The following is a 25,188-nucleotide window of genomic DNA, read 5'->3' as shown; positions in this document are numbered from 1 at the left end:
CGGCCTGTGCCAGTGCGACCGGTCAACTCCCTTACCAAGCAAGGAGATCCAGTGCTCGACGCCGACTTCTTCCGCCGTTGGATGACGGCGACCGCCGCGTCCGTGGACCGAGAGGCGGAACGGCTGACCGCCCTCGACTCGCCGATCGGCGACGCCGACCACGGCAGCAACCTGCAGCGCGGCTTCAGGGCCGTGGCGGCCACGTTGGAGAAGGAGGCACCACAGACGCCCGGCGCCGTCCTGATGCTCGCCGGACGGCAGCTGATCTCGACGGTGGGCGGCGCGTCGGGGCCGCTGTACGGGACGCTGCTGCGCCGCACGGGCAAGGCACTCGGTGACGCGGCCGAGGTCGACGAGCAGGAGCTCACCGAGGCGCTGCGCACCGGTGTGGACGCGGTGATGCAGCTCGGCGGGGCCGCGCCCGGCGACAAGACCATGATCGACACGCTGGTGCCCGCGGTCGACGCGCTCGGCGAGTCCTTCGCGGCGGCACGGGCGGCCGCCGAGGAGGGCGCCCTGGCGACCACGCCGTTGCAGGCCCGCAAGGGCCGGGCGAGTTACCTGGGCGAGCGCAGCATCGGACACCAGGACCCCGGTGCCACCTCCTCGGCGCTCCTGATCGCGGCGCTCTCGGAGGCGGCCGGTGAGTGACGTGCCGAGCACTGCGGGAGGTGACGAGAAACTGGTGGGCATCGTGCTCGTGTCGCACAGCGCTGCCGTGGCCGCCTCGGTCGCCGAACTGGCGACGGGGCTCGCCGGCGGCGGTACGACCGCTCCGGTGGCACCTGCGGGCGGCATCGAGGGCGGCGGCTTCGGCACCAGTTCCGAGCTGATCTCGGCGGCCGCCGCAGCCGTGGACCGGGGCGCCGGTGTCGCCGTACTCACCGATCTCGGCAGCGCGGTCCTCACCGTGAAGGCCCTGTTGGCCGAGGGCGACGAACTTCCGGCGGGCACCCGTCTGGTGGACGCCCCCTTCGTCGAGGGCGCGGTGGCGGCGGTCGTCACGGCGTCCACGGGAGCCGACCTGGCGGCGGTGGAGGCGGCCGCGGCGGACGCGTACAGCTATCGGAAGGTGTGAGGCGGGCGCCCTCAGCGGGCCTCGTTCCGCCGGATGAACTTCCGGGCCAGTCGCTCGCCCTCGGCGACGGCCGCCCGGGGGTTCTCGATGGGAGACGCGTCGGAGCCCTCGAAAAAGATGTACGTGACTCCGGAGGCGGCCCCGCCGCCCTGCGGGTCGGGGCGGATACCGAGGCCCCGGGCCGTGGCGTACGACGCCTCGCCGACGAGGTCCTCGGGGCCGAGGTCGCCGACGACCGCGTACTGCACACGGTCGCCGTGGATCACGGCGGCGACGGTGCCGCTGCGGACGCCGTGCTCGTAGTGGTTCCAGATATGGCTCGCGGCGGGCACGACGACGTACGGAAGGGTCTCGGCGCTGAGGTACTTGCCGTCGGACTGCCGAAAGGCGGTGGTGTCGGCGAAGAACGGGTCGGTGGTCTCGTTGCAGTACGGGCCGGGGCGGCCGTCGCAGTCGATGTCCAGGTCGGCCTTCCAGAAGACCGCGCCGCGCTTTCCGCAGACGGGGATGTCCGCGGGCGCCCCGTCGTCGGCGCGGTAGAGGCCGCGGGAGACGGGCACGCAGTCGCGCACCGCGGCCAGCAGGTCGGCGGCCCGGACACCCCTTGCGGCATTCCCAGGGGGGCCCGCGTTCCCCGCGCGCTCGTGCACGGCATCGGGCAACGGAGCGACGTCGGAGATCGTGGTGGGGGCGAGCAGGGCAACGCCGGCCGCGGCCAGCGTCAGCGACTGGGCACGCACGATAAGAGACCCTCTCCTGGGCGGGCACTGACGAACACTCAGCCCAATCTGGTGGGGGTTCGATCATGCGGCCACCGCTGGGGGGCCGTACGGAGCACGCCCGGTGACGTCTCGTCGGGGGCCGGGCGGCCGGAGCCGATGTCGGCTCCGGCCGCCCGGCCGCCCTCGCCGGCGCGGGATCAGCGACGACAGCGTTCCGCACCGTGGGCATGAACTTCCCTACGACAAGGGCTAGTTCAGCCGCGAAGAGCATCAGCATACGTAACGTCCGATCGATATCGCGAACACGGCCCTCTTGATGTGGTCACGCCCACCAGGTCATATTGGTCCGGACCATTCCCGTCGAGGGAGGGCAGGGCTGTGCGACGCGTACTCCTGCGAGCCGCGGTGGCCTGCGGCGCGTTGCTCATGATGGCGTCCTGCGGCTGGGGCGGTGAGGGCCCGGGCAGCGACCGGCCGCCGGCGGCTCCGGCGGGCGTCACCGCGGCGGCGGGCAGTTCCACCAGCGTGCACGTCATGTGGAACCGGGCCTCCGGGAAACCCGAGGTCGCCCACTACGAGGTGTATCGCGGCACCACGATGGTGAAGGAAGTGCCGGGTTCGGACCACATGGTCGACATCACCAGGCTCAAGCCGTCGACCGCGTACGCCTTCTCCGTACGGGCGAGGGACGCGGACGGGCGGCTCGGACCGCCCAGCGAGCGGGTACGGGCCACCACTCCGGCCGCGACCGCCGCCGACGGGCGGGCCCCGAGCACGCCGGAGCGCCTCCGCGGCAAGGCGGCCGGGAGCCGGGCCGCCCAGTTGTCCTGGGACAGGTCAACGGACAACCGGGGCGTGGCGTCGTATGACATCTATCAGGGCGACTCGAAGATCCACAGTGTGGGCGGCTCACAGTCGGCGACCGTGGTCACGGGGCTTCGGCCGGGCACCCGGTACTCCTTCACCGTCCGGGCGCGGGACGCGGCGGACAACGTCTCGCCCGCGAGCGCGGCGGTACGGATCACGACTGCCGCCGGTACAGGGGACGGAAAAGGCACCGGCCTGGCCCCGACCGCCGTCCGGGCCACGACACACCGCACCGACGGGGCGTACTACCTCGACCTCTCCTGGATTCCGCCGGACGCCGAGACGATCGACGGGGTGATCACCGAGTACCAGATCCAGCTCGACCGGCAGCCCGCCACCTCGCTCGTCTGGGGCGGGACCGCCCCGCGCGACAAGGCCACGTACAGCTTCTACGTGGGACGCCAGGACGGGGTCACCCAGCGGGTGCGGATCAGAGCGAAGCTGCCCGACGGGACATGGAGCGGCTTCTCGGCGGAACGGACGGTGACGACGGGAGCGGCGCGGCCGTAGGGCGGAACGGTGCAGTGGTACGGCAGGGGCGGCAGGTGCCCGAAGGCGGTCCGCCCATAGACAGAGCCTAGGATCCTCCGTATGCCCCATAGGGAATCCAATGGCACCGCCGCGTCCGCCGCCCCGCTCGATCTCTCGCTGCTGCGGACCTTCCTCGCCGTGCACCGGACGGGTTCGTTCACCGCGGCGGCGCGGCTGCTGGGGCTGTCGCAGCCGACGGTGACCACGCAGATCCGGTCCCTGGAGGACCAGTTGGGGCGTGAGCTGTTCGAGCGGCGGCCGCGCGGCGTGGTGTCGACCTCGGTCGCGGACGAGCTGGCCGCGCAGGTCGCGGCGCCGCTGGACGCGCTCGCGACGGTCACGGACCGCGGCGGGTTCGGTGCGGACGTGGTGCCGGAGCCGGTCCATGTGGCGGGTCCGGCGGAGCTGCTGTGCACCCGGGTGCTGCCCGCTCTCGCCCCGCTGACCGGGCAGGGGGTGCGACTGCGGGTCACCACCGGACTGACCGACGGTCTGCTGGAGGGGCTGCGCGGCGGCCGCTTCGACCTGGCGATCGCCACGTCACGGCCGCGCGGCCGCACACTGAGGGCGGTGCCGCTGGCGGACGAGGAGTTCGTCCTCGTGGCCGCGCCCGCGTGGGCCGAGCGGATCGGCCGGAACCGGGTCGCCGCCGAGGGGCCCGCGGCGCTGCACGGGGCGCCGCTGATCTCGTACGCCGAGGATCTGCCCATCGCGCGGCGCTACTGGCGGCACGTCTTCGGCGTACGGCTGACCGGTCAGGCGGCGATCACGGTGCCGGATCTGCGCGGCGTCCTCGCGGCGGTGGTGGCGGGCGCCGGAATCTCGGTGCTCCCCCGCTATCTGTGCCTCGACGAGCTGGCCTCCGGCGCGCTGGTCACCCTGCTGGACCCGGAGGACCCGCCGATCAACACCGCGTATCTGGTGCGGCGCCCGGGGGTGTCGGACAGCCCGCATGTCGCGCTCGTCGGGGAACGGATCCTGGCGGCCGGCCGGACCTGGTGACGGCCCGCGGAGAGTAGCGGACCGCCCGGGACACGCCACCGGCGGTCGGCCGGACGAAGGAATTCGTCACCTGCCCGGTCCCGGCCCGCATGCGGAACCGGTGATCTTCGCATTGGCTCGGTCCGAAGGCGCACGGGCGTTCCCAACCCTCGGCGGCGCATGGGATGTACCGCCAACCGTGCTGTCGGAGGGCAGTTCTATGCGTATGACCCAGATGCTCGTCCGCTCCGGCCTGACCGTGGCGGCCGCCGCCGCGCTGCCGCTGACCCTCACCGCCACGCAGGCCGTCGCGGTGAACACGGCCATCAATGTGACCACCAGCGGCACGACGGTGCAGGTGACCACCAGCGACTGCGCCACCAGGTCCAACGGCTCCATGGGGAATGCCTCACTGCTCTCCAGCGGTCAGGCCAACTTCGCGCAGGGGCGCCAGGCGACCTTGTCCGGGACCAGCACCAGCCAGGCCGCGGCCTGGTCCAGCGTCACCACCGGCACCTACACCGTCATCGTGGTCTGCGCCGACGGCACGACGGCGGGCACCCAGGCCGTCACCGTCTCCCCCGTCTCCAGCCCCACGATCTCGGCGACGGCGACAGCCACCTCGTCGGCATCACCGTCGCGCGGGGTCATGGGCGGGATGGGCGGCGGTACGAAGGACTACGGCGCCGCCACCTACGCGGCGGGCGGTGTCCTGGTGGCAGCGGGAGTCGGGGCCACGGTCTGGGTCCTGCGCCGGCGCGCCAAGCCGCACCGGCTGTGAGCACGGCGGCGGCCCGGAACCCCGATCCCGATGGCCGGAACCCCGGTCTCGACGAGGAGGCCGGGCCGCCGCCGACCACCGGACACCCGGCCCGTCAGGACGCCGGGTCCTGCGCGGGAAGCCGTTCGAACTCCTCCAGCGCGTGTGTCAGCCAGCCCGTCCAGAAGGTCTCCAGGTCGATCCCGGCCCGCAGGACGAGATGCTGAAGGCGGTCCTGGGCCGCGTCCTTGCCGGGCGGGAAGTCCCGCTCCTGGATCTCCTCGTACTCCGCCAACTGCCGCTGGTGCAGGTCTAGATGGCGTCGCAGATCCGCCTCGATGCCCTCCGTGCCGACCACCGCCGCGGCGCGCAGCCGCAGCAGCATCGTGTCGCGCAGCGGCTTCGGGGCCTGGGAGGCAGCGGTCCACCTGGCCAGTTCGGCGCGGCCCGCGGGCAGGACCTCGTACCGCTTCTTCTGTCCCCGGGCCGGCTGCTCCGTCGGGAGGGCCCTGATGTGTCCCTCGGCCTCCAGTTTTCCCAGCTCGCGATAGATCTGCTGATGCGTCGCCGACCAGAAGTAGCCGATCGACCTGTCGAAGCGACGGGTCAGCTCCAGCCCCGAAGACGGCTTCTCGAGCAGGGCGGTGAGGATCGCGTGCGGGAGTGACATGGAGTCATCCTAGGGACGGGCGCCACGTCCCCCGGTCCATGTCGGCCTACAGCGCCGCCGCCAGCTCCGTGCCCTGCTTGATGGCCCGCTTGGCGTCGAGTTCGGCCGCCACGTCGGCGCCGCCGATCAGGTGCACGCTGCGGCCGTCGGCGCGCAGCGCCTCGTACAGGTCGCGGCGCGGTTCCTGGCCGGTGCAGAGCACGATCGTGTCGACGGGGAGGACGGAGGCCCGACCGTCGACGGTGACGTGCAGGCCCGCGTCGTCGATGCGGTCGTACTGGACGCCCGGGACCATGGTGACGCCGCGGTGCTTGAGCTCGGTGCGGTGGATCCAGCCGGTGGTCCTGCCGAGGCCTCCTCCGACCTTGGACGCCTTGCGCTGCAGGAGGTGGACGGTCCGCGGCGGGGCGGGTCGCTCGGGGGTGCCGAGGCCGCCGGGCGCGCGGTAGTCCATGTCCACGCCCCAGTGCCGGAAGTACGTCGCCGGGTCCTCGCTCGCCTTGTCGCCGCCGTCGGTCAGATACTCGGCGACGTCGAAGCCGATGCCGCCCGCGCCGAGGATCGCGACACGGTCGCCGACGGGCGCGCCGTCGCGCAGCACGTCGAGGTAGCCGACGACGCTGGGGTGGTCGACGCCCGGGATCTCGGGTGTGCGCGGGCTGACTCCCGTGGCGACGACGACCTCGTCGTACGCGGAGACGTCCTCGGCGGTGACAGGGGTGTTCAACCGCACGTCCACGCCGTGCAGTTCGAGCTGCGTACGGAAGTAGCGGATCGTCTCGTCGAACTCCTGCTTGCCGGGGACCCGTCGGGCGACGTTGAGCTGGCCGCCGATCTCGTGCGCGGCGTCGTAGAGGGTGACGTCGTGGCCGCGCTCGGCGGCGCTGACCGCGCAGGCGAGTCCGGCCGGGCCCGCGCCGACCACCGCAACTCGCTTGCGCCGCTGGGTCGGTGAGAGGACGAGCTCCGTCTCGTGGCAGGCCCGCGGGTTCACCAGACATGACGTGATCTTGCCGCTGAACGTGTGGTCGAGGCAGGCCTGGTTGCAGCCGATGCAGGTGTTGATGGCCTCGGGGCGCCCGGCTTCGGCCTTGGCCACGAAGTCCGGGTCGGCGAGCATCGGGCGGGCCAGCGACACCATGTCGGCGTGGCCCTCGGCGAGCAACTGCTCCGCGAGGTCAGGGGTGTTGATGCGGTTGGTCGTCACGAGCGGGATCGACACGGCACCCATGACCTTCTTGGTCACCCAGGCGTACGCGCCGCGCGGCACCGAGGTCGCGATGGTCGGGATCCGGGCCTCGTGCCAGCCGATACCGGTGTTGATGATGGTCGCCCCGGCCGCCTCGACGGCCTTGGCGAGCGTGATCACCTCGTCGAACGAGGATCCGCCCGGGACCAGGTCCAGCATCGACAGCCGGTAGATGATGATGAAGTCCTCGCCGACCGCCTCCCGCACCCTGCGGACGATCTCGACCGGGAACCGCATGCGGTTCTCGTACGAACCGCCCCAGCGGTCTTCGCGTTTGTTGGTCTGCGCGGCGATGAACTCGTTGATGAGGTAGCCCTCGGAGCCCATGATCTCGACACCGTCATAGCCGGCCCGCCGCGCGAGACGGGCGGCCCTGGCGTAGTCGTCGATGGTCCGCTCGACCTCGTCGTCGGTGAGCGCGTGCGGCGGGTACGGGCTGATCGGCGCCTGGAGCGCGCTGGGGGCGACCAGGTCCTGGTGGTAGGCGTACCGCCCGAAGTGGAGGATCTGCATCGCGATCTTCCCGCCCTCGCGGTGCACCGCGGCGGTGATCCCGCTGTGCTGCTCGGCCTCCGCCTCGGTGGTGAGCTTGGCCCCGCCCTCGTACGGGCGGCCCGCCTCGTTGGGGGCGATGCCGCCGGTGACGATGAGGCCGACACCGCCGCGCGCCCGGGCGGCATAGAACTCCGCCATGCGCTCGAAGCCCCGCTCGGCCTCTTCCAGGCCGACGTGCATGGAGCCCATGAGCACACGGTTCGCCAACGTGGTGAAGCCCAGGTCGAGCGGGTTCAGCAGATGCGGGTAACGGCTCATGGGCCCCTCCGTACGCGGTGTCGTCATGTCTTTGTAGACGACGGAGAGGGCTTTTTGCAACTAGTTGCACAATGGCGACCCCAAAGGGGTGCGGGGAACTGCGCGACCAGCCACGAACAACCCGCACCGCAATCCCGCAGCCTCAGCCGCCCGTCACGCCCGTCACTCCAATCACGACGTTCGCGTAAAGCTCCTCCGAGACCTCCAGCCTCGGTGTCAGCCCAGCACCGGCAAAGATCTCGACAGCCGGCCCCGCCTGGCGCTCACTCGTCTCGACGAGAAGACTCCCCCCGGGCGCCAGCCACCCCGGCGCCTCCACGGCGACACGACGCAGGACATCGAGCCCGTCCCCACCCCCGTCGAGCGCCACAAGAGGTTCATGGTCACGGGCCTCGGGCGGCAGCAGCCCGACCTCGCCACTCGGAACGTACGGCACATTGGCAGCCAGAATGCCGATGCGACCACGGAGACCACGAGGCAATGCCTCGAAGAGATCCCCCTCATAAACATGCGCACCCGCACCCACGTTCCGCCGAGCGCACCGCACCGCGGCGGGATCGACATCGGCGGCGTACAGCTCGACGCCGGGAAGCGCGGCGGCGAGCGCCGCACCCACCGCACCCGAGCCGCAGCACAGATCCACGACGACGGGGGCCTCGGGGGCGAGCGCGACGGCCTGTTCGACCAGGAACTCGGTGCGTCGACGGGGCACGAAGACACCGGGTTCCACGGCTATGCGCAGACCCCTGAACTCGGCCCAGCCCAGGACGTGTTCGAGGGGCAGGCCCGCGACCCGGCGGTCCACCATCACGGTGAGTTCGGCGGGCGTACGAGCGGTGGAGAGGATCAGACGCGCCTCGTCCTCGGCGAAGACACAGCCCGCGGAGCGGAGCGCGGTGACGACATGTGCGTAAGAAGGTGGCATGGAAGCCGAGAGCCTTTCGGGAAGCCGAAGGGCACCCTCCAGGTCACCTGATGACGGTGAGGCCCTGAGGCGAGAGCACCCGAGCTGACACAGCGGTAATGGGGCTCACCTCCTCGGTCCGTTCGCGGCTGGGGCGGTCCGCAGCCGGACGGCAACATTACACGGCACGGACTCCGGCCGGGACCCGGATCCCGCCCCTCCTCGCCCTGCACCCCGAGGCTCCTCTAGTTGTATTAGGCAACCACTTAGTTGTACGATGCAACCAGAAGAGGAAGGATGAAACCGTGAACGCAGCCGACGTGTCCATCGAGACGATCCACCACGAGCTGACGGCCTTCGCCCGCCGCGCCCGGGCCTCGGCGGGACGTCTGCACCCAGAGCTGTCCCTGGTCTCGTACACGCTGCTCGGCCACCTGGAGGACGTCGGCGGCTGCCGGTCCACCGACCTGGCCGCGCACTACGCCCTGGACAAGTCCACCGTCAGCCGCCAGGTCTCGGCCCTCGAACGGGCCGGGCTGGTCGAGCGCCGGGCCGATCCGCAGGACCAGCGCGTCCAGGTGCTCCGCGTCACCCCCGCCGGCAAGGAGATCCTCGCCCAGGTGACCGCGAGCCGCCGGGTGGCGTTCCGCGAGCGGCTCGCGGGCTGGCCCGAGGAGGACCTGGAGCGGTTCGCCGGGTATCTGCTGCGGTACAACGCGGCGGCGGGCGGAGTGACGTTCAGGGCCGCGCCCGCGAGCGACTGAGAACGTCGGGCACGCGAGCGCGCAGGCCGCGCGATCCGTCCCTCTCCTGAGGCCCGCCACACCACCATCGTTCAAGCCCGCTGCGGCCCGACGCCCTCCCCCGCCGCTAAACGACCCCCGACGTCTGCCGGTCACCGAGCAGTTCGGGCACCCGCGCCCCCACGAACCTCGTCCTGCGCCGCAGCCGGAAGCCCATCTCCTCGTAGAGCCGGATGGCGGTGGTGTTCTCGGCGGCGGCGTGCAGGAACGGGGTCTCGCCCCGGGCGCGGATGCCGTGGGCGACCGCCAGGGTCAGCCGGGTCGCGAGGCCCTCGCCGCGGAAGTCCGGGTGGGGTGCAGACCGCGCTGATCTCGGTCCAGCCCGGTGGATGCAGCCGCTCCCCCGCCATGGCGATCAGAGTCCCGTTCCGACGAATGCCGAGATACGTGCCGAGTTCGACGGTCCGGGGCAGGAACGGGCCCGGTCTGGTGCGCTCGACCAGGTCCAGCATCTCCGGTACGTCGGCGGGACCGAGCGGTACGGCCTCAGGTTCGGGCGCCGTGGCCAGGCCGTCGTCCACGAGCTGTACGCCGTCCAGGCTGAACGTCACTTCCCAGCCGTCCGGGATACCTCCGTCGAAGGCGGGGAGCCCCATCTCGCCGCCGGGGCCGACGAGCGACGCGAGGTCGGCCCAGTCTTCGGCGCCCGGCTCGTCGGGCAGCGCCAGCCAGGGCGACACGTCGACGGGGTAGCGCAGCACGCGCCCGTGCCGCTCGGCGAAGTGGGCGTGCGGGCCGGTCAGCGAGCCGAGCGCCGGGTTGTCCAGCGGGTGACGCGCCCCGCTCATATGGCGACCTCGATCACGACCTTGCCGCGCGTGTGGCCCTCCTCGACGGTACGCAGCGCCTCCCCGGCCTGTTCGAGGGGGAAGGTCTGCGTCACCAAGGGGTCCAGCCTGCCGTCGGCCACGAGCTGCGCCACCTGGTCGAGCACCGCGGCGGTACGGGCCCGCGCGACGGGCGAGCCGCCGAGGCGCTCCACGATGTCCTTGCCGCCCGCGGTGATCAGCTTCGTCCGGTCCGCGACCAGCTCGGCCGCTCCTTCCAGTACCTCACCGCCGACCACGTCGTAGACGGCGTCCACGCCGTCGGGCGCCACGGCCCGTACGCCGTCGGCGAAGTCGGGGCCCGACGGCACATGCACGGCACCGAGCGACTCGACCAGGTCCTTCTTGCCCGCGCTCGCGACGCCGATGACGTTCAGTCCGTCGGCGCGCGCGATCTGGAGCACCGAGACGCCCACACCGCCGCCCGCGCCCGTGACCAGCAGGGTCGAACCGGCCGGAAGGTCCAGTTGGCGGACTCCGTCGTACGCGGTCGCCGCCGCGACGGGCAGGGCCGCGGCGTCCGTGAAGGAGACACCGGCGGGCTTGTGGGCGGTGACCGCCACAGGGAGCAGTACGTACTGGGCGAACGCCCCGGCGACCGGGTTGCCGAAGACCTCGTCCCCGACTGCGAAGTCCGTGACGCCCTCGCCGACCTCCTCGACGACTCCGGCGGCCTCGTTGCCGAACACGGCGGGCACCGCGCGCGGCTGCTGGCCGGGGCGCTGGTAACCGGTGCGCTGCTTGGAATCGACGGGGTTCACGCCCGCCGCCCGTACGGCGACCAGCAACTCGCCGGGTCCGGGGCTCGGACGGTCCTGGTCGACGAGGGCTTCGGTCTCAGGGCCGCCGTACTGGGTGAAGACGTACGCCTTGGGCATTGCTCCGTCACTCTCCTTCGCACCGGGGTGGGTATCAACCGGGGTGGGCACTAGCGGCAAGGTGGATCGCGGGGTTGCTATTCCCGGGCCGCCGGACTGTTCATGCGGCCGCAACGATCCGGGGCGGGGCTTCCCGGCGGGCCCGGTACCGTGGAGGGCGTACGCAACGATCAAGGGCCGCCGTCCGGCAGGCCTGGAGGCACCTCCCGCATGAACGTCACCCGAGGCTTCACCGGGCGCCCGCGCGTCCGCAACGACGGGCTGCCGCCCGGCCAGTACGACGCGGGCGACGACTGGCCCGTCCTGTCCGCGGAGGTCACGCCGGACCTGGCGCCCGAGGAGTGGACGTTCACCGTCGACGGCCTGGTCGCCGAACCGCGCACCTGGACCTGGGACGAGGCGCACGCGCTGCCGCCGTCCGCGTACGAGGGCGACATCCACTGCGTGACGAGCTGGTCGAAGTTCGGGGTGCGCTTCGGGGGCGTGTCGCTCGACGCGTTCCTCGACACGGTCCGTCCGGCACCGGAGGCCACGCACGTCGTCGCGTTCTCGCACACCGGTTACACCGCGAACCTTCCCCTCGCGGACCTCACCGGCGGGCGCGCCTGGATCGTGTGGGAGTACGGGGACGGGCCGCTGCCCGCCGAGCACGGTGGCCCGGCGCGGCTGATCGTGCCGCATCTGTACTTCTGGAAGAGCGTCAAGTGGATCGCGGGCCTCCGGTTTCTCGACCACGACGAGCCGGGCTTCTGGGAACAGAACGGCTACCACCACCGCGGCAACCCCTGGGAAGAGCAGCGCTACTCCGGTGACTGAGACCACCCTGTCCGCCACGGACTCCACGCCGTCGGCCGGCTTCACGCCGCCGACGCGCTTCGCCGTGCCCGGCCGGATCTCCGTGAACAACCTCACGGCGGCCACCTGGCAGCGCGCCACACTCACCGACGTCCGCCGGGAGACCCCGCACGCGGCTACCTTCCGGTTCGCCGTGCCGGACTGGGAGGGCCATCTGCCCGGGCAGCACCTGATGCTGCGGCTTCGGGCGGAGGACGGCTATGTCGCCCAGCGGCACTACTCGATCGCCTCGCCGCCCGACGACACCGGGCACATCGAGCTCACCCTCGACCATGTCGACGGCGGTGAGGTGTCCGGCTGGTTCCACACGGTCGCCAAGCCCGGCGACGAGGTGGAGGTGCGCGGCCCGCTCAGCGGCTTCTTCGCCTGGCCGGGCGACCGGCCCGCCCTGCTCGTCGGCGCGGGCTCCGGCGTCGTACCGCTGATGTCGATGGTCCGCCACCATCGCGCGCGGGGGCTGTCGTTGCCGCTGCGTCTGCTGGTGTCGGCGCGCAGTCCCGAGGAGCTGATCTACGCGTCGGAGTACGGGGCCGAGACCACACCCGTGTTCACGCGCACCGCGCCGGAGGGTGTGCCCGTGGGACGTGTGTCGGCCGCACATGTGGCGGCGCTCCTGGCCGACCGGCCCGAAGGTGGGTGGGAGGCCTATGTGTGCGGCTCGAACGGGTTCGCCGAGCATGCCTCGCGGCTGCTGGTGGACGCCGGCCAGCCGGTGGACCGTATCCGGATCGAGCGCTTCGGCTGATCGGCCCGAGGCGTGTGGTCGGCCCGACTCGCGCCTGGCCTCTCTCAGGGATGGGGCACCACGGCGACCGGGCACGTGGAGTGGTGGACCAGGGAGCGTGCCGCGCGGCCCAGGCCCGGGCCGGCCGAGGCGCGGCGGCCGATGACCAGCAGTCCCGCCCGGGCGGACGCCTGGAGCAGATGGTGCCCGGCGTGCCCGCGGGCGACGCGCTCGGTGACCTCGGTCTCCGGGTACTTGTGGCGCCATGGCCCCAGCGTCACCGCCAGGGAACGGCACTTGGCGTCCTCCTGCTCGGCCGTGTCACCGGGCGTCCGCCCGCCGTCGAGGTAGCCCCGCCGCGGTGACGGCGTCCAGGCGTACACGACGTGCAGCGGCGCCGAGCGGACGGTGGCGGTGTCGAAGGCATGGCCGATGAGGTCGTCCGCGGGGTGGGCGAGGTCGAGGCCGAGGACCACCGGCAGGTACGGGGCCCGGGCCGGCGGGGTGGTCCCGTCGACGGGCATCCGCTCGTCCTCGGGGAGCTCGCCCGCGCGCACCAGCACCACCGGGCGTTCGGCCCGCGCGGCCACGGCGAGCGCGACCGAGCCGACCAGGAATCCGGCGAAACCGCTGAAGCCCCGCGAGCCCAGGACCAGGGTCTCCGACTCCGCGGCGGCGGCGACCAGCGCCGGGACGGCGGGGATGCCGGTGCGGCGGGCGATGATGTCCAACGCCGGGTGGCCGTAGGAGAGTTGGACGGCTGCCCGGTCGAGTGTGGTGCGGACGGGCGCGCCGCCCGGGGGCCGTGCGGGTGCGGCGGGTTCGTCTCCGGCGTGCAGCAGCCGCAGGGCGACTCCGCGTCGCTCCGCCTCGCGGGCCGCCCAGTCGGCGGCGTCGAGACTCGCGCGGGAGCCGTCGATGCCGACGGTGACGGTCCGGGTGTCCTTGTTCATGGCTCGTACCTTTCGAAGCTCATGCCTCCTGCCTTTCGCCCGCGTGTCTCGGGGTACCCCTCTCGCGCGTCTCGCGGATGCCTTCGCGGTGATCACCGCCCCGGTCGCACACGGCTTCCCGGTCACACACACGACGCGGGTTCCACACCGGGCGCGGATCAGTCGTGCGCGGCTGGCGAAGACGCCCGACGAAGAGCACGGTGGAAGGTGGGCGGTGTACGCCGGTGAGCGTGTGACGAGAGGCGGTAGCGGTCACGAGCGGTGCCGAGAGGCGGGAGCGGTCGCGCGGTGAGGAGGCCGGGACATGCGGACACGGATTCGGGGCTGGCGATGGCGGCGCAATCCGCTGCGGCGCCGCTCGGACGTGGTGGAGGCGTGGACCGCGCTGTGCGTCGCGGTCCTGCTGTGCGTCGGCGGCCCGCTGGCCGGGATCGCCGCGGGCTGGTGGGCGTACGACGGAGCGCGGACCAGAGCCGAGGAACAGCGCTCCCAACGGCACCGGGTGCCCGCCGAGGTCACCGAGCACGCGCCCGCCGCGGTGCCCACCTCGGAGGGGGAACGGCAGCCGACCTACCGGGTGACCGTCCGCTGGACCGAGCCGGGCGAGCCGCCGCGTACGGACAAGGCCCGGGTACCCGCCGGCACCCGGAGCGGCGACCGCGCGTACATCTGGCTGGACGACCGGGGCCGGGTCGTGCCCGCCCCCGCGGACGGCACCGCCGTGTGGCAGCACACGCTGTCGGCGGGCGCCTGCGCCACGGGCCTGTTCGCGGGCGGCGTCCTGGGGACGTACGCCGTCGTACGACGGGTCGCCGGGCGCCATCGCCTGGCCGAGTGGGAACAGGAGTGGGCGTACACGGGGCCCGAGTGGCGGCGTCACTGCACCTGAGCGGATCCGCCCGTGATCAGCCCTCGGCGGGCGTCAGCCGAGTCGCTGCATGCTCCGCGCGATGCGCCCGTGCTCCCGCAGCGCGTCACGCAGCCCGGGCAGCACCGGCTCGCCCCGGTCGACGAGGACGCGGCCGCCGACCACCGTGGTCCAGGCGCGGCCGGGACCGCAGCGCAGCCAGGCCTCGACGGGGTCGCTCAGCGCGCCCGCGCGCGCGACCTCGTGCAGGTCCCAGACGACGAGGTCGGCGCAGGCGCCCGGCCGCAGATGCCCCAACTCGTCGGCGCGGCCCAGGCATTGGGCGGAGCCGCGGGTCGCGATGTCGAGGGCGTCACGGGCGGTCATCGCGCCGGGGCCGCCCCGGTATCGGCCGAGCAGGAGCGCGCCGCGGGTCTCCATCCACAGCGAGGCGTGGTCAGTGGAGGCTGAGCCGTCGCAGCCGATGCCGACCGGCAGACCCAGTTCGCGCATCTCCCGCACGCGGGCCGTGCCGCCCCCGATGAGCATGTTCGAGCTGGGGCAGTGCGCCACGCCGACCCCGGCCCCGGCGAGGCGCCGCAGTTCGGCGTCGTTCGGGTAGATGCAGTGCGCGACCCAGCTGCGGTCGCTCAGCCAGCCCGTGTCCTCGAAGTACTCGACGGGCCGGCAGCCGTACGTCTCCAGGCAGTACGTGTCCTCGTCGCGGTCCTCGGCGAGATGCGTGTGCAGGCGAACGTCGTACCGTTCGGCGAGTTCCGCGGTCGCCGTCATCAGTTCCTTGGTGACCGAGAACGGCGAGCAGGGGGCGAGCGCGACCCGGACGAGCGCACCCGGCTCCGGGTCGTGGTGGGCCTTGATCAGCCGCTCGCTGTCGGCGAGGACCTCCTCCTCGGTCTGTGTGACGCTCCTCGGCGGCAGTCCCCCGTCCTCCACGGACCGGGTCATCGAGCCGCGGGTGGCGTGGAAGCGGAACCCGATGTCCCGCGCGGCGCGGATCTCGGCGTCCACGAGACGCGGGCGCGGATGTACGTAGAGGTGGTCCGAGGAGGTCGTACAGCCGCCCATCAGCAGCTCGGTCATGCCGACGTACGCCGATACGTACACCGCCTCCTCGTCGAGCGCGGCCCACAGCGGGTACAGCGTGGTGAGCCAGTCGAAGAGGGAGCCGTTCACCGCGGGCGCGTAGGAGCGGGTGAGGTTCTGGTAGATGTGGTGGTGCGTGTTGATCAGTCCGGGGGTGACGATCCGGCCGGCCGCGGACACCTCCGAGCGGGCCTCCGGCTCGGCCCCGGGACCGCCCACGGCGGCGACCCGGCCGTCCCTGACGGCCACCCAGCCGCCCGGGATCTCCCGTTCCCCGTCCACTACCAGCAGTTCGGCGTCCTTGACCAGCAGGTCCACGGCAGGCGGCATGGCGTCATCGTAGCCAGGACGGCCCGGCCCGCGGAGGAGGTCTGGCGGCCCTCCGGCCACCCCCGTACGGTGTGATCATCCGCACCCTTATTCGTAGCAAAGGCGGTCTTCCATGGCCTTGTTCGACCTTCCTCTCGATCAGCTCCGGAACTACCGCAGCGCGTCCGTCGAGCCCGAGGACTTCGACGCCTTCTGGGGCAAGACGCTTCAGGAGGCGCGCGAGCACGGTCTGGACGCCCGCTTCGAACCCGTCGAGGCGCATCTGAAGAACGTGAAGGTCTTCGACGTCACGTTCGCCGGGTTCGGCGGCCACCCGGTGAAGGGCTGGCTGACGCTTCCGGCCTGGGCGAACACACCGTTGCCGACGGTCGTCGAGTACATCGGCTACGGCGGCGGACGCGGCCTTCCTCATACGCATCTGCTGTGGGCCTCGGCGGGCTTCGCGCACTTCGTGATGGACACGCGGGGGCAGGGCGGCGCGTGGGGCGGCGGCGGTGACACGCCGGACCCGGTGGGCAGCGCGCCCGCGTATCCCGGCTTCATGACGCGGGGCGTCGACGCTCCCGAGAACTACTACTACCGGCGGGTGTTCACCGACGGGGTACGGGCCGTGGAGGCGGCCCGCTCGCACGAGTTCGTCGACTCCGAGCGCGTCGCGGTGGTCGGTTCGAGCCAGGGCGGCGGCATCTCGATCGCGGTGGGCGGACTGGTGCCGGACCTCTCGGCGGTCGCGCCGGACGTGCCGTTCCTGTGCGACTACCCGCGCGCGACGACGCTCACGGACCGCGATCCGTACCGGGAGATCGGCAACTACCTCAAGACGCACCGCGGTCGCACCGAGCAGGTCCTGCGCACGCTCTCCTACTTCGACGGCGTGCACTTCGCCACGCGGGGCAGGGCGCCCGCCCTGTTCTCGGCGGCTCTGGAGGACCAGACCTGCCCGCCGTCGACGGTCTTCGCGGCCTTCAACGCGTGGGGGCACGACGACAAGGCGATCGAGGTGTACGACTTCAACGACCACGAGGGCGGCGGCCCGTTCCAGGAGGCCGTGAAGCTGGCCTGGCTGCCCCAGCGCTTCTGAGGCGGCCGGAGTGGAGACGCGCGAGGCGGCCGAGCGGTTCGTCCGGGTGTGGGAGCGGGCCTGGGCGGAGCACGACGTGGACGCGCTGCTGGCGCTGTACGCCGAGGGGTGCGTCCACCGGTCGATGCCGTTCCGCGAGCCGCATCGCGGGCGGGACGAACTCGCCGCGTATCTTCGCTGGTCGTTCGCCGACGAGCGGGTTGTCGATGTGCGGTTCGGGGCGCCGGTGATCGGCGGACACGGTGTGGCTGTCGCCGAGTTCAGGGTCTTCGCCGAGGAAGGCGAGGGTCCGTCGACGCTGGCCGGGTGTGTCTTTGTGCGCTTCGACGCGGAGGGCTTCGCCGTGGAGGCGCGGGACTACTGGCACTCCGTGCCGGGGCATCAGGAGCCGGCGGGATCGCTGTTTCTTGGCTGAACGCCTCGGGGGGGGTTGTCAGGTTGTTGGGAACCTGCGGACCGGCTGTGGCTGGTCGCGCAGTTCCCCGCGCCCCTGACGGGGCGCTGTTCTCCCCGACCACTTCCCTCCAGTCCGACCAGTCGGTACGTTCAGGGAAGCCGGGCGGTCGTGTCACGCCCTGCGTTCCCGGCGGACGACGGAGGAGCCATGTCCCAGGTTCAGGGTCGGTGCGAGACGCGCTTCGAGGCGGTGCGGGCCGCGTTCGAGGAGAACTTCCGGGAGCGCGACGAGCTGGGCGCGGCCGTGGCCGTCACGGTGGACGGCGAGACCGTGGTCGACCTGTGGGGAGGCTGGGCGGACTCGGCCCGGACGCGCGCGTGGGAGCGGGACACGCTGGTCAACGTGTGGTCGACCACGAAGGGGCCGACAGCGCTGTGTGCGCACATCCTGGCCGACCGCGGGCTGCTCGACCTGGACGCGCCGGTGGCCACGTACTGGCCGGAGTTCGCCACGGCGGGCAAGGAGACCGTGCTCGTACGGCATCTGCTGTCGCACCGGGCGGGGCTGGCCGGACTGCGGGAGCCGCACTCGCTGGAGCAGCTCTTCGACTGGGAGCTGACCACGAAGCGGCTCGCTGCGACGGAGCCCTGGTGGGAGCCAGGTACGGCGTCGGGCTACCACGCGATGACGTACGGCTTCCTGGTCGGTGAAGTGGTGCGGCGCGTCTCGGGGTTGCTGCCGGGCGCGTTCCTGGAGCGGGAGGTGACCGGGCCGCTCGGCATCGACTTCACCATCGGGCTGCCGGAGAAGGAGGCCGGGCGCGCGGCCGAGCTGGTGCACCCACCGGCCGCCTCGTCCAGTGAACAGGCCGCGATCTTCAGCCAGTTGACGCCGGTGGCACTGGCCGCCCTGGCCAATCCCCTGACGGGCGCGGCCGGGGCCAACACGGCGGCGTGGCGCGCCGCGGAGATCCCGGCCGCCAACGGACACGGCACGGCCCGCGCGGTCGCCGCGCTGTACGGGATCTTCGCCGGGCATGGCTCGTACGGCTCGCAGCGCGTCCTCTCCGCGGAGGCCGCCGAGCGGGTCCGTGAGGGGCAGGGCGCATGCCGTGACCTGGTTCTCGGGACCGGTTTCGAAAGCGAGACGGAGATTGGCCTGGGCCTCTGGCTCAGCGGCCCCAACCATTCCTACGGCCCGAATCCGAGGGCCTTCGGTCATGACGGCTTCGGCGGTTCCTGCGGTCTCGCCGACCCGGAGACGGGCGTCTCGCTGGGCTACGTCATGAACCGCATGGGCCCGCACATCGCCGACGACCCACGGAAGATGGCACTCATCGACGCGCTCTACACCGCGCTCTGAAGGCAGGGCGGGACTGGGCGTTGCGGCGGCGCGCCCGCCTCGGAGCCGGGCGTACATCACGCCTCGGCGCCTGGGCGGGCGCGGCCGGTTGTCCCAACTGCCTTCGGCTCAGCGCACGGCGGCCTCGCGCTCCTCACGGTGTTCGCCGTCGGCCCCACCCTCGCGGTCCTCGTGGCCTTCGCGATCCTCGTGGGCTTCACCATCCCTCGTCGCAGTGGCGCGCTGTGGCAGTTTCGCGCCCTCGATGTCGACGTCCGGGGTGATGCGGTCGAGCCAGCCGGGCAGGCCCCAGGCGCGGCGGCCGAGCAGGGCCATGGCGGCCGGGACGAGGGTCATACGGACCACGAAGGCGTCGATGAAGACACCGAACGCGAGCGCGAAACCGATGGACTTGATGATCGGGTCGTGGTTGAAGACGAACCCTCCGACGACCGCGACCATGATCAGCGCGGCGGCGCTGACCACCCGGCCGCTGCGTACCACGCCGTGGGTGATGGCCTCGGACGCGCTGCCCGTGTGCTCGTAGTGCTCTCGCATACGGCTGACGAGGAACACCTCGTAGTCCATGGCCGGCCCGAAGAGGACACCGATCAGGAGCACGGGCAGGAAGCTGGTGACCGGTCCTGCCGACGGGATGTCGAGGACGCCGTTCAGATGGGCGCGCTGCGCAGGCGGGAGGAGGACTGGACGATCCTGGACGCGCTGGAGCACTGGCTGCGCGACGAGATCTCCAGCAGGGGCGAGCTGGACGACCTCGCCGACACCATGCTCGAACTCAATCCGCAGCTCCGCGCGGTCGCCGGAGCCCGGCTGGCGGAGGTCATCCAGGACGGCGCCCGCATCCTCGCCGAGGAGCAGGGCACCGATCCCGACGACTTCGGCCCGCGCATGGCGGCGGCAGCGGCGGCAGCGGTGATCGCCGAGGTGTGCCACCGGCCCCAGGAGGCCGACATCGAGGCGGCGATGGCCTTCCTGCGCGCCGGCCTCGCGACACTGCCGGCGGCCCCACAGCCCTGACGGTCCCGATGGGCGCGCCTCAGGACAGCGGTCCCGCGCCCGTCACAGGGCTGCCCTCCTCCTGAAGTACAGGCGAACGACAGAGCCCGCGGGGTCCAGCGTCTCGGTGGCCAGGTCGCTCAACTGCCGTACCACCCACATCCCTTGGCCGCTCGCGGCGCGCGGGTCGGGTGGCAGGTGGCCCGGGAACGGCGGTGGCGTGGGCGGTGACGCAGCCGTTGGGCCGGTGTCGGAGATCTCGCAGATCACGTGGCCGGAGTCGCTGCGCAGCCGCAGTACGCCCCGACCGCCCCCGTGGCGCAGGGAGTTGACCACCGCCTCGTGCACCGCGGTCACCATGTCGTGCGTCAGCTGATCGGGCACCCCGAGGCCACGGGCGTACGCGGAGAGTGCGCGCCGTACGTGCGCCGACCGGCCACGCGCGAAGGGAACGTCGTCGTGGCCCGCGGGGAGCGCCGGCGGCCGTGTCGCGTCGCACTCGGCGTAGAAGTCGGCCGGGTCGACATAGCGGCCGCAGTGCGCCGACTGCCGTGGTCCCAGGGCGAGTTCGGGATGGGTGCGGACCGCCGAGCGGATGATGCCGACCGGGAGGGCGCGGGTGTCGTACGGGCAGAGGATCCAGTGTCCGGTACCCGCGAAGGCGATGTTGAGCAGGGACTCGTAGCGCATCCACTCTCTGACCTCGAAGGCCGTACGGTCCGACCAGACGGGCTCGCCGATGACCCGGACCCTGCGCTGGCGGCCGGTCTCGTCCGTGTCGTGCGCGGCGCAGTAGGCGTTGTAGCGGCCCAGGGTGCGGGACGGACCGCCGTACCAGTCGTCCGCGTCGACGAACTCGACCTCGTCGCAGCGATGGCCGAGCGCCTCGTCGAGGAGGCCGATGTTGTGGGACGTGACGACGGCGAGCACGGTGTCGCCGGCGTCCAGGCCGTCGCGGGCGAAGGTGAGCGTGCCTTCGAGGAACTCGTCGTCCGAGCCGTAGCAAAGCGCCTGGTGGACGAATCGCGTACGGCTCACGGGCGCCGCTCCTTCCGCCGAGTCCTCTTACAGGTCCCCTTGTTCGGCCTACCGGTCCCCTTGTTCAACGAGCAGTCCTGGTACCCGGTCCCAGCCGGTGACCCGCATCAGCCGCTGGATGTGCGGGGCGACGCCGTGCAGGACGAGGCTGCCGCCGGACGCGGCCAGGGCGCCCCCCGCGAAGACCAGCAGCCGCAGCGCACCGACGTCGATGAAGCGCAGGTCGCTCAGGTCGATCCGGGTGCGCACCCCGTTCACAGGGCGGGCGCGGGCACGGGCCGTCTCGGCGTGCAGGGCGCGGGCCAGGGCGGTCACGTTCGTGTCGTCGACCTCTCCGGCGAGCGCGAGACCGGGCGGGGCGAAGGTGCGGGTGATGGAGAGCAGTTCGTCGTGCCAGACGAGGTCGGCGGCGACCCGGCCGTGGTGCAGTCCGTCGAGAGGGGCCAGCTCGCCCTCGTCGAAGACTCGGCGGTCGTACTGGCAGATGCCGAGGACCGGCAGGGACGCGAAGACGGGTTCGAGGAGGAGTTCGCTGTCGTGCAGTGTCTTGAGGCCCTTGCCCGCCTGGCCGCGCATGACCTCCATGCTGACGCGCAGGCCGAGGTAGCCGTCAGCGACCGCGCGGCGCGTCTCGCGGCGGATCACCTCGTCCAGGTCCCACAGGCCGTCGGGGGTCGCGAGGTGCGGGTCCACGGTCAGCCGTCCGGCGGCGAGTTCGTCGTCGACGGCGCAGCCGCGGGACTCCAGGAAGGTGAGGGCGAGGTCGGCCGGCAGATCGGCCGGGCCCAGCAGCAGCCCGCGGTGACCGCTGGCCAGCCCGTCCAGGAGGAACGCGGCGACCACGGTCTCGCGTTCCTCGTCCGCTTCGTAGCCCAGGAGCAGATGGTCTCCGGCGCGCATCTCTCCGACTGCTCTGGGTGCGGGCACGGTGTCCATCCCCCGCACCTCCCAAGGTCACCACTCGGCGTGCCGGGACGCATCCACGCTACGCCCAATAGGGCCTCGGTGTGAGGGCGAGGGCCCGAATACCGGTCACCCGGACAGGGGTCGGACACGGGCGTTCCCGGGCGTTAGGGTGACCGCCATCGGTCGGGTGAGGGGGAGCGATGGCGGCCTCGGTGCGCAACGGCAGGACCGGCAATCTCCCCGCCGAGTCCAACGCCTTCATCGGCCGCAGATCCGAACTGGCCGAAATATCCGCCCTGTTGGGGACCGCGCGGCTCGTCACCCTCACCGGCCCCGGAGGCGTCGGCAAGTCACGGCTGGCGCTGCGGGCCGCGCACACCGTGCGGGCCGCCTTCCCCGGCGGGGTGTGGCTGGTGGAACTGTCCGACCTCAAGAACCCCGACCTCCTCACGAACGCCCTCGCCGAGGCGACCCGGCTGACCGAGCAGACTCTGCGCCCGCTCCTGGAAGCCGTCTACGAGCATCTCGACGACGGACCGCTGCTGCTCGTCCTGGACACCTGCGATCACGTACTGGACGAGTGCGCGCGTGTCGTACAGGAACTCCTCGCGCACGTACCGGAGTTACGGGTTCTGGCCACCAGCCGTCAGCCACTGGGCGTGGCCGGCGAGCATCTGCTGTCCGTGACGCCGCTGCCGCTCGGTGAACGCGACGACGCGGTGGCGCTGTTCGCGGCCCGCGCCGCGGCCGCCGTGCCGTCGTTCGCTCTGACCGACGCCAACCGGGCGAACGTGGCGGCGGTCTGTGCCCGCCTCGACGGGATCCCGCTGGCCCTGGAACTGGCCGCGGTGCGGCTGCGGGGCTTCGCCCTCGAACGGCTTCTGGCAGGCCTGGACTCCCGGTTCGACCTGCTCGTCTCCCCCGCCCGGCCGCGGCTCGCCCGGCACCAGACGCTGCGTACGGCGATCGGCTGGAGCCATGAGCTGTGCACTCCGCTGGAGCGGCTGCTGTGGGCCCGCCTCTCGGTGTTCGCGGGCGGCTGGGACGTGGAGGCGGCCGAATTCGTGTGCCATGGCGGCCCGTTGGACGCCGAGGAGATCCTGGCGCTGCTCGCGTCGCTCACCGAGAAGTCGATCGTGACGCGCGAGGGCGACGGGGTGGCCGGGCGCTACCGCATGCTCGACACGGTCCGTACCTTCGGTGCCGAGTGGCTCGAAGGCCTCGGCGAGCAGGACACCGTACGCGGCCGTCACCGTGACTACTTCCGCTGGATCGCGCGCCAGGGCCAGGCCGAGTGGCTGGGCCCGGGCCAGCGGATGTGGGCCGAGCGGCTGCGCGTGGAGCACGCCAACCTGCGGGTCGCGCTGGAGGATTCCCTGGCGGCGCCGGAGCCCGAGACGGCACTCGAACTCGCGGGCACGCTCTGGTACTTCTGGTTCGCCTGCGGCTTCGCCGAGGAGGGACGCGGCCATCTGGAGCGCGCGTTGCGACGGGCACACCACGGCGGTCCCGAGCACACCCTGGCGACCTGGGCACACCGCCTGGTCACCGTCGTGCCGGACGACCTGGACGCCGCCGAGTCGGTGAGCGCGGCCTACGTGTGGCTCGCCGAGGAACGTCAACTGCCCGTGCCCGCACTGCCGTTGACCGGTGCGAGTCTCGCGGTGCGCGGCGAGTCGGCACGGTCCGCGCTGCTGTACGGCAGCAGCACCCAGGGGCCGGGCGGCGGGGGCGGAGCGGAGTTCTTCCAGCTCCTCACGCTGGCGCTGCAGGCGTATCTCCTGGCGGGCCAGGGCGCGTTCGAGCGGTGTGCGGCGGTGGCCGAGCGGCTGCGCGCCGACTGCGCGAAGCGCGGTGAGCTGTGGATGCGGGCCTGGGGCGACTTCTTCGTCGCCCTCGCCGGGATCGGGCTAGGACGGCCGGAGGACGCGCTGGTCTCCGCGCGCGAGGCGCTGACCGCCAAGTGGCGCGTCCACGACCGGCTCGGCGCCGCGGCCGTCGCCGATCTCCTGGTCGCCGCGGAGGCCTCCCGCGGCGAGCCTGAACGCGCCGCCCGCCTCCTGGGCGCGGGTACCCGCCTCTGGCACGCGGCCGGACTCCCCCAGCTCGGCGACACCGGCACGACCGTCTTCCGCCGGGAGTACGCACGCCACCTCCGCAAGACCCTCGGCGACACCGCGTTCACCGAAGCGGTGTGCGAGGGACGGGAGTTGAGCCCGGAGGCGGCGATCCGGCTCGCGCTGGACGGCGCACTCGACGAACCGGATCTCTGAGCGACACCGGTCCGCGACCGCAGTCGGGTGACAGATGGCAGGCGGGAGTCGTGTGACGGATGGCAGGCATGCCGGACCCCCTGTCCCGTCCTTCTTGGGCGGCGGGCGCGGCCGTCCTCGGCTCAGAGCCAGCCGTTGCGCCTGAAGCCCCGGTGGATGACGAAGCAGAGGGTGGCGATGACGCCGAGGACCAGGGGGTAGCCGTACGTCCAGCGCAGTTCGGGCATGTGGTCGAAGTTCATGCCGTAGAGACCGCAGATCATGGTGGGGACGGCGACGATGGCGGCCCAGGCCGTGATCTTGCGCATGTCCTCGTTCTGGGCGACCGTGACCTGCGCGAGGTGGGCCTGGAGGATCGAGTCGAGCAGCCCGTCGAAGGCGTTGATCTGCTCGGTGACGCGGGCGAGATGGTCGGCGACGTCGCGGAAGTACGGCTGGATGTCCGGGGAGAGGGCCGCCGGCGGCTCGTGGGCGAGGATCTGCAGAGGGCGGGCCAACGGGACCACGGCCCGTTTGAGCTCCAGGAGTTCCCGCTTGAGCTGGTAGATCTGGCCGGCGTCACCGCGTGCGGTGTGCTCGGCGAAGACGGCGGTCTCGACGGCCTCTATGTCGTTCTGTACGGCGTCCGTGACCTCCAAGTAGTCGTCGACCACATGGTCCGCGATGGCGTGCAGGACGGCGGAGGGCCCCTTCGTGAGCTGCTCAGGCAGGCTCTCCAGGGCTTCGCGGAGCGGGCCGAGGGAGCCGTGACTGCCATGCCGGATGGTGATCACGAAGTCGCGGCCGATGAAGACCATCAGCTCGCCGGTGTCCACCACCTCGCTCGTCGCGGTGAGCTGCTCGTGCTCGACGTAGCGCACGGTCTTGAAGACGGCGAACAGCGTGTCGTCGTACCGCTCGACCTTCGGCCGCTGATGGGCGTGCACGGCGTCCTCGACGGCCAGCGGATGGAGGCCGAAGAGCTTGGCGAGGCCCGCGAACTCCTCGTCCGTGGGCTCGTGCAGTCCGATCCAGACGAAGCCGCCCCTGCCCTTGCGGGCCCGCCTGATGGCCTCGGCCGGTGCCCAGTCGCCGGGCTGCCGTCCGCCCTCGCGGTAGACCACGCAGTTCACCACCGCGCTGCCGAGCGGGGAACGGGCGGGATGGCTGAGGTCCACGGTGTGGCGGTAGGCGCGGCGCACCGCTCTGCTCAGGTTGCTGATCATGGGCACGGGTCGGTCTCCTTCGGTGACCGGGTCA

General features: G+C 72.2%; 24 protein-coding genes and 2 pseudogenes. 14 read left to right on the top strand and 12 right to left on the bottom strand.

Going from position 1 to position 25,188, the window contains the following annotated elements; translation table 11 throughout:
- Positions 1-51 precede the first annotated feature (51 nt).
- Positions 52-651: a dihydroxyacetone kinase subunit DhaL gene (gene dhaL / locus QF035_RS48220; RefSeq protein WP_307528653.1), complete on the top strand. Its 600-nt coding sequence runs from the start codon at positions 52-54 to the stop codon at positions 649-651.
- A gap of 1 nt (position 652) precedes the next feature.
- Positions 653-1,078 carry a PTS-dependent dihydroxyacetone kinase phosphotransferase subunit DhaM gene (locus QF035_RS48215; protein ID WP_307531929.1) on the top strand — a complete coding sequence of 142 codons (426 nt, stop codon included), beginning with the start codon at positions 653-655 and terminating at the stop codon, positions 1,076-1,078.
- Between the two features lie 11 nt (positions 1,079-1,089).
- Here the strand turns inward: QF035_RS48215 and QF035_RS48210 are convergent, their stop codons facing one another.
- Positions 1,090-1,818 carry a glycoside hydrolase family 75 protein gene (locus QF035_RS48210; protein ID WP_307528651.1) on the bottom strand — a complete coding sequence of 243 codons (729 nt, stop codon included), beginning with the start codon at positions 1,816-1,818 and terminating at the stop codon, positions 1,090-1,092.
- 360 nt (positions 1,819-2,178) lie between these two features.
- Between QF035_RS48210 and QF035_RS48205 the strand changes: the two genes are divergently transcribed.
- The 3 genes from QF035_RS48205 to QF035_RS48195 all read left to right on the top strand — a co-directional run bounded on the left by QF035_RS48205 (position 2,179) and on the right by QF035_RS48195 (position 4,960).
- Positions 2,179-3,177 (top strand): fibronectin type III domain-containing protein, encoded by a 999-nt coding sequence (locus QF035_RS48205; RefSeq protein WP_307528649.1) that lies wholly within the window; start codon positions 2,179-2,181, stop codon positions 3,175-3,177.
- 81 nt (positions 3,178-3,258) lie between these two features.
- Positions 3,259-4,200, top strand: a complete 942-nt coding sequence (locus QF035_RS48200; RefSeq protein WP_307528647.1) for a LysR family transcriptional regulator — start codon at positions 3,259-3,261, stop codon at positions 4,198-4,200.
- Between the two features lie 199 nt (positions 4,201-4,399).
- Complete coding sequence (locus QF035_RS48195; RefSeq protein ID WP_307528645.1) at positions 4,400-4,960, top strand: hypothetical protein; 561 nt, start codon at positions 4,400-4,402, stop codon at positions 4,958-4,960.
- A gap of 94 nt (positions 4,961-5,054) precedes the next feature.
- Here the strand turns inward: QF035_RS48195 and QF035_RS48190 are convergent, their stop codons facing one another.
- The 3 genes from QF035_RS48190 to QF035_RS48180 form a co-directional block, all read right to left on the bottom strand.
- A complete protein-coding gene (locus QF035_RS48190; RefSeq protein WP_307528644.1) occupies positions 5,055-5,609 on the bottom strand; it encodes a PadR family transcriptional regulator in 555 nt (184 codons plus the stop codon).
- 46 nt (positions 5,610-5,655) lie between these two features.
- Entirely contained in the window at positions 5,656-7,671 is a 2,016-nt protein-coding gene (locus QF035_RS48185) for an NADPH-dependent 2,4-dienoyl-CoA reductase (protein WP_307528642.1), read from the bottom strand.
- Positions 7,672-7,813: 142 nt separating this feature from the next.
- Positions 7,814-8,596: a putative protein N(5)-glutamine methyltransferase gene (locus QF035_RS48180; RefSeq protein ID WP_307528640.1), complete on the bottom strand. Its 783-nt coding sequence runs from the start codon at positions 8,594-8,596 to the stop codon at positions 7,814-7,816.
- Between the two features lie 284 nt (positions 8,597-8,880).
- Here QF035_RS48180 and QF035_RS48175 point away from each other — a divergent pair, with 284 nt between their 5' ends.
- The gene (locus QF035_RS48175) at positions 8,881-9,339 is read left to right on the top strand and encodes a MarR family winged helix-turn-helix transcriptional regulator (protein ID WP_307528638.1); all 459 of its coding nucleotides are present in this window, start codon (positions 8,881-8,883) and stop codon (positions 9,337-9,339) included.
- 106 nt (positions 9,340-9,445) lie between these two features.
- Here the strand turns inward: QF035_RS48175 and QF035_RS48170 are convergent.
- Positions 9,446-10,166, bottom strand: a pseudogene (locus QF035_RS48170) (GNAT family N-acetyltransferase).
- On the bottom strand, positions 10,163-11,083 hold the full coding sequence (locus QF035_RS48165; protein ID WP_307528636.1) for an NADP-dependent oxidoreductase: 921 nt from the start codon (positions 11,081-11,083) through the stop codon (positions 10,163-10,165). The pseudogene QF035_RS48170 and the gene QF035_RS48165 overlap by 4 nt, the downstream one beginning before the upstream one ends.
- Before the next feature lie 210 nt (positions 11,084-11,293).
- Here QF035_RS48165 and QF035_RS48160 point away from each other — a divergent pair, with 210 nt between their 5' ends.
- Together QF035_RS48160 and QF035_RS48155 are read left to right on the top strand one after the other, a co-directional pair.
- Positions 11,294-11,899, top strand: coding sequence for a sulfite oxidase-like oxidoreductase (locus tag QF035_RS48160; protein WP_307528634.1), 606 nt, complete (start codon positions 11,294-11,296; stop codon positions 11,897-11,899).
- The gene (locus QF035_RS48155; protein WP_307528633.1) at positions 11,892-12,683 is read left to right on the top strand and encodes a ferredoxin reductase; all 792 of its coding nucleotides are present in this window, start codon (positions 11,892-11,894) and stop codon (positions 12,681-12,683) included. The genes QF035_RS48160 and QF035_RS48155 overlap by 8 nt, the downstream gene beginning before the upstream one ends.
- Positions 12,684-12,727: 44 nt before the next feature.
- On the opposite strand, the gene QF035_RS48150 is transcribed toward QF035_RS48155, so the two are convergent.
- Positions 12,728-13,615, bottom strand: a complete 888-nt coding sequence (locus tag QF035_RS48150; RefSeq protein WP_307528631.1) for a universal stress protein — start codon at positions 13,613-13,615, stop codon at positions 12,728-12,730.
- Between the two features lie 304 nt (positions 13,616-13,919).
- On the opposite strand from QF035_RS48150, the gene QF035_RS48145 reads away from it, so the two are divergent.
- Complete coding sequence (locus tag QF035_RS48145; protein WP_307528629.1) at positions 13,920-14,504, top strand: Rv1733c family protein; 585 nt, start codon at positions 13,920-13,922, stop codon at positions 14,502-14,504.
- 33 nt (positions 14,505-14,537) lie between these two features.
- On the opposite strand, the gene QF035_RS48140 is transcribed toward QF035_RS48145, so the two are convergent.
- Positions 14,538-15,896 (bottom strand): 8-oxoguanine deaminase, encoded by a 1,359-nt coding sequence (locus QF035_RS48140; protein ID WP_307528627.1) that lies wholly within the window; start codon positions 15,894-15,896, stop codon positions 14,538-14,540.
- Positions 15,897-16,008: 112 nt separating this feature from the next.
- On the opposite strand from QF035_RS48140, the gene QF035_RS48135 reads away from it, so the two are divergent.
- From QF035_RS48135 to QF035_RS48125, 3 genes are all read left to right on the top strand, one after another.
- Positions 16,009-16,977: an acetylxylan esterase gene (locus QF035_RS48135; RefSeq protein ID WP_307528625.1), complete on the top strand. Its 969-nt coding sequence runs from the start codon at positions 16,009-16,011 to the stop codon at positions 16,975-16,977.
- Positions 16,978-16,987: 10 nt separating this feature from the next.
- Entirely contained in the window at positions 16,988-17,392 is a 405-nt protein-coding gene (locus tag QF035_RS48130) for a nuclear transport factor 2 family protein (protein WP_307528623.1), read from the top strand.
- Positions 17,393-17,581: 189 nt separating this feature from the next.
- Positions 17,582-18,736 (top strand): serine hydrolase domain-containing protein, encoded by a 1,155-nt coding sequence (locus tag QF035_RS48125; protein WP_307528621.1) that lies wholly within the window; start codon positions 17,582-17,584, stop codon positions 18,734-18,736.
- Positions 18,737-18,844: 108 nt separating this feature from the next.
- On the opposite strand, the pseudogene QF035_RS48120 reads toward QF035_RS48125, so the two are convergent.
- Positions 18,845-19,402, bottom strand: a pseudogene (locus QF035_RS48120) (MMPL family transporter); the annotation flags it as partial.
- On the opposite strand from QF035_RS48120, the gene QF035_RS48115 reads away from it, so the two are divergent.
- Positions 19,391-19,753, top strand: a complete 363-nt coding sequence (locus QF035_RS48115) for a hypothetical protein (protein ID WP_307528619.1) — start codon at positions 19,391-19,393, stop codon at positions 19,751-19,753. The pseudogene QF035_RS48120 and the gene QF035_RS48115 overlap by 12 nt on opposite strands.
- 42 nt (positions 19,754-19,795) lie before the next feature.
- On the opposite strand, the gene QF035_RS48110 is transcribed toward QF035_RS48115, so the two are convergent.
- On the bottom strand, positions 19,796-20,770 hold the full coding sequence (locus QF035_RS48110) for a sensor histidine kinase (RefSeq protein WP_307528618.1): 975 nt from the start codon (positions 20,768-20,770) through the stop codon (positions 19,796-19,798).
- 48 nt (positions 20,771-20,818) lie between these two features.
- A complete protein-coding gene (locus tag QF035_RS48105; protein WP_307528616.1) occupies positions 20,819-21,706 on the bottom strand; it encodes an MEDS domain-containing protein in 888 nt (295 codons plus the stop codon).
- 170 nt (positions 21,707-21,876) lie between these two features.
- Here QF035_RS48105 and QF035_RS48100 point away from each other — a divergent pair, with 170 nt between their 5' ends.
- On the top strand, positions 21,877-23,949 hold the full coding sequence (locus QF035_RS48100; protein WP_307528614.1) for an ATP-binding protein: 2,073 nt from the start codon (positions 21,877-21,879) through the stop codon (positions 23,947-23,949).
- Positions 23,950-24,071: 122 nt separating this feature from the next.
- Here QF035_RS48100 and corA read toward each other — a convergent pair whose 3' ends face one another.
- Positions 24,072-25,154: a magnesium/cobalt transporter CorA gene (gene corA, locus QF035_RS48095; protein WP_307528612.1), complete on the bottom strand. Its 1,083-nt coding sequence runs from the start codon at positions 25,152-25,154 to the stop codon at positions 24,072-24,074.
- Between the last annotated feature and the right edge of the window lie 34 nt (positions 25,155-25,188).

The sequence above is a fragment of the Streptomyces umbrinus genome (assembly GCF_030817415.1).
In the GTDB taxonomy this organism is placed as follows: domain Bacteria; phylum Actinomycetota; class Actinomycetes; order Streptomycetales; family Streptomycetaceae; genus Streptomyces; species Streptomyces umbrinus_A.
The sequence above is the reverse complement of the archived record's forward strand: the minus strand, read 5'-3'. Positions and strand labels throughout refer to the sequence as shown.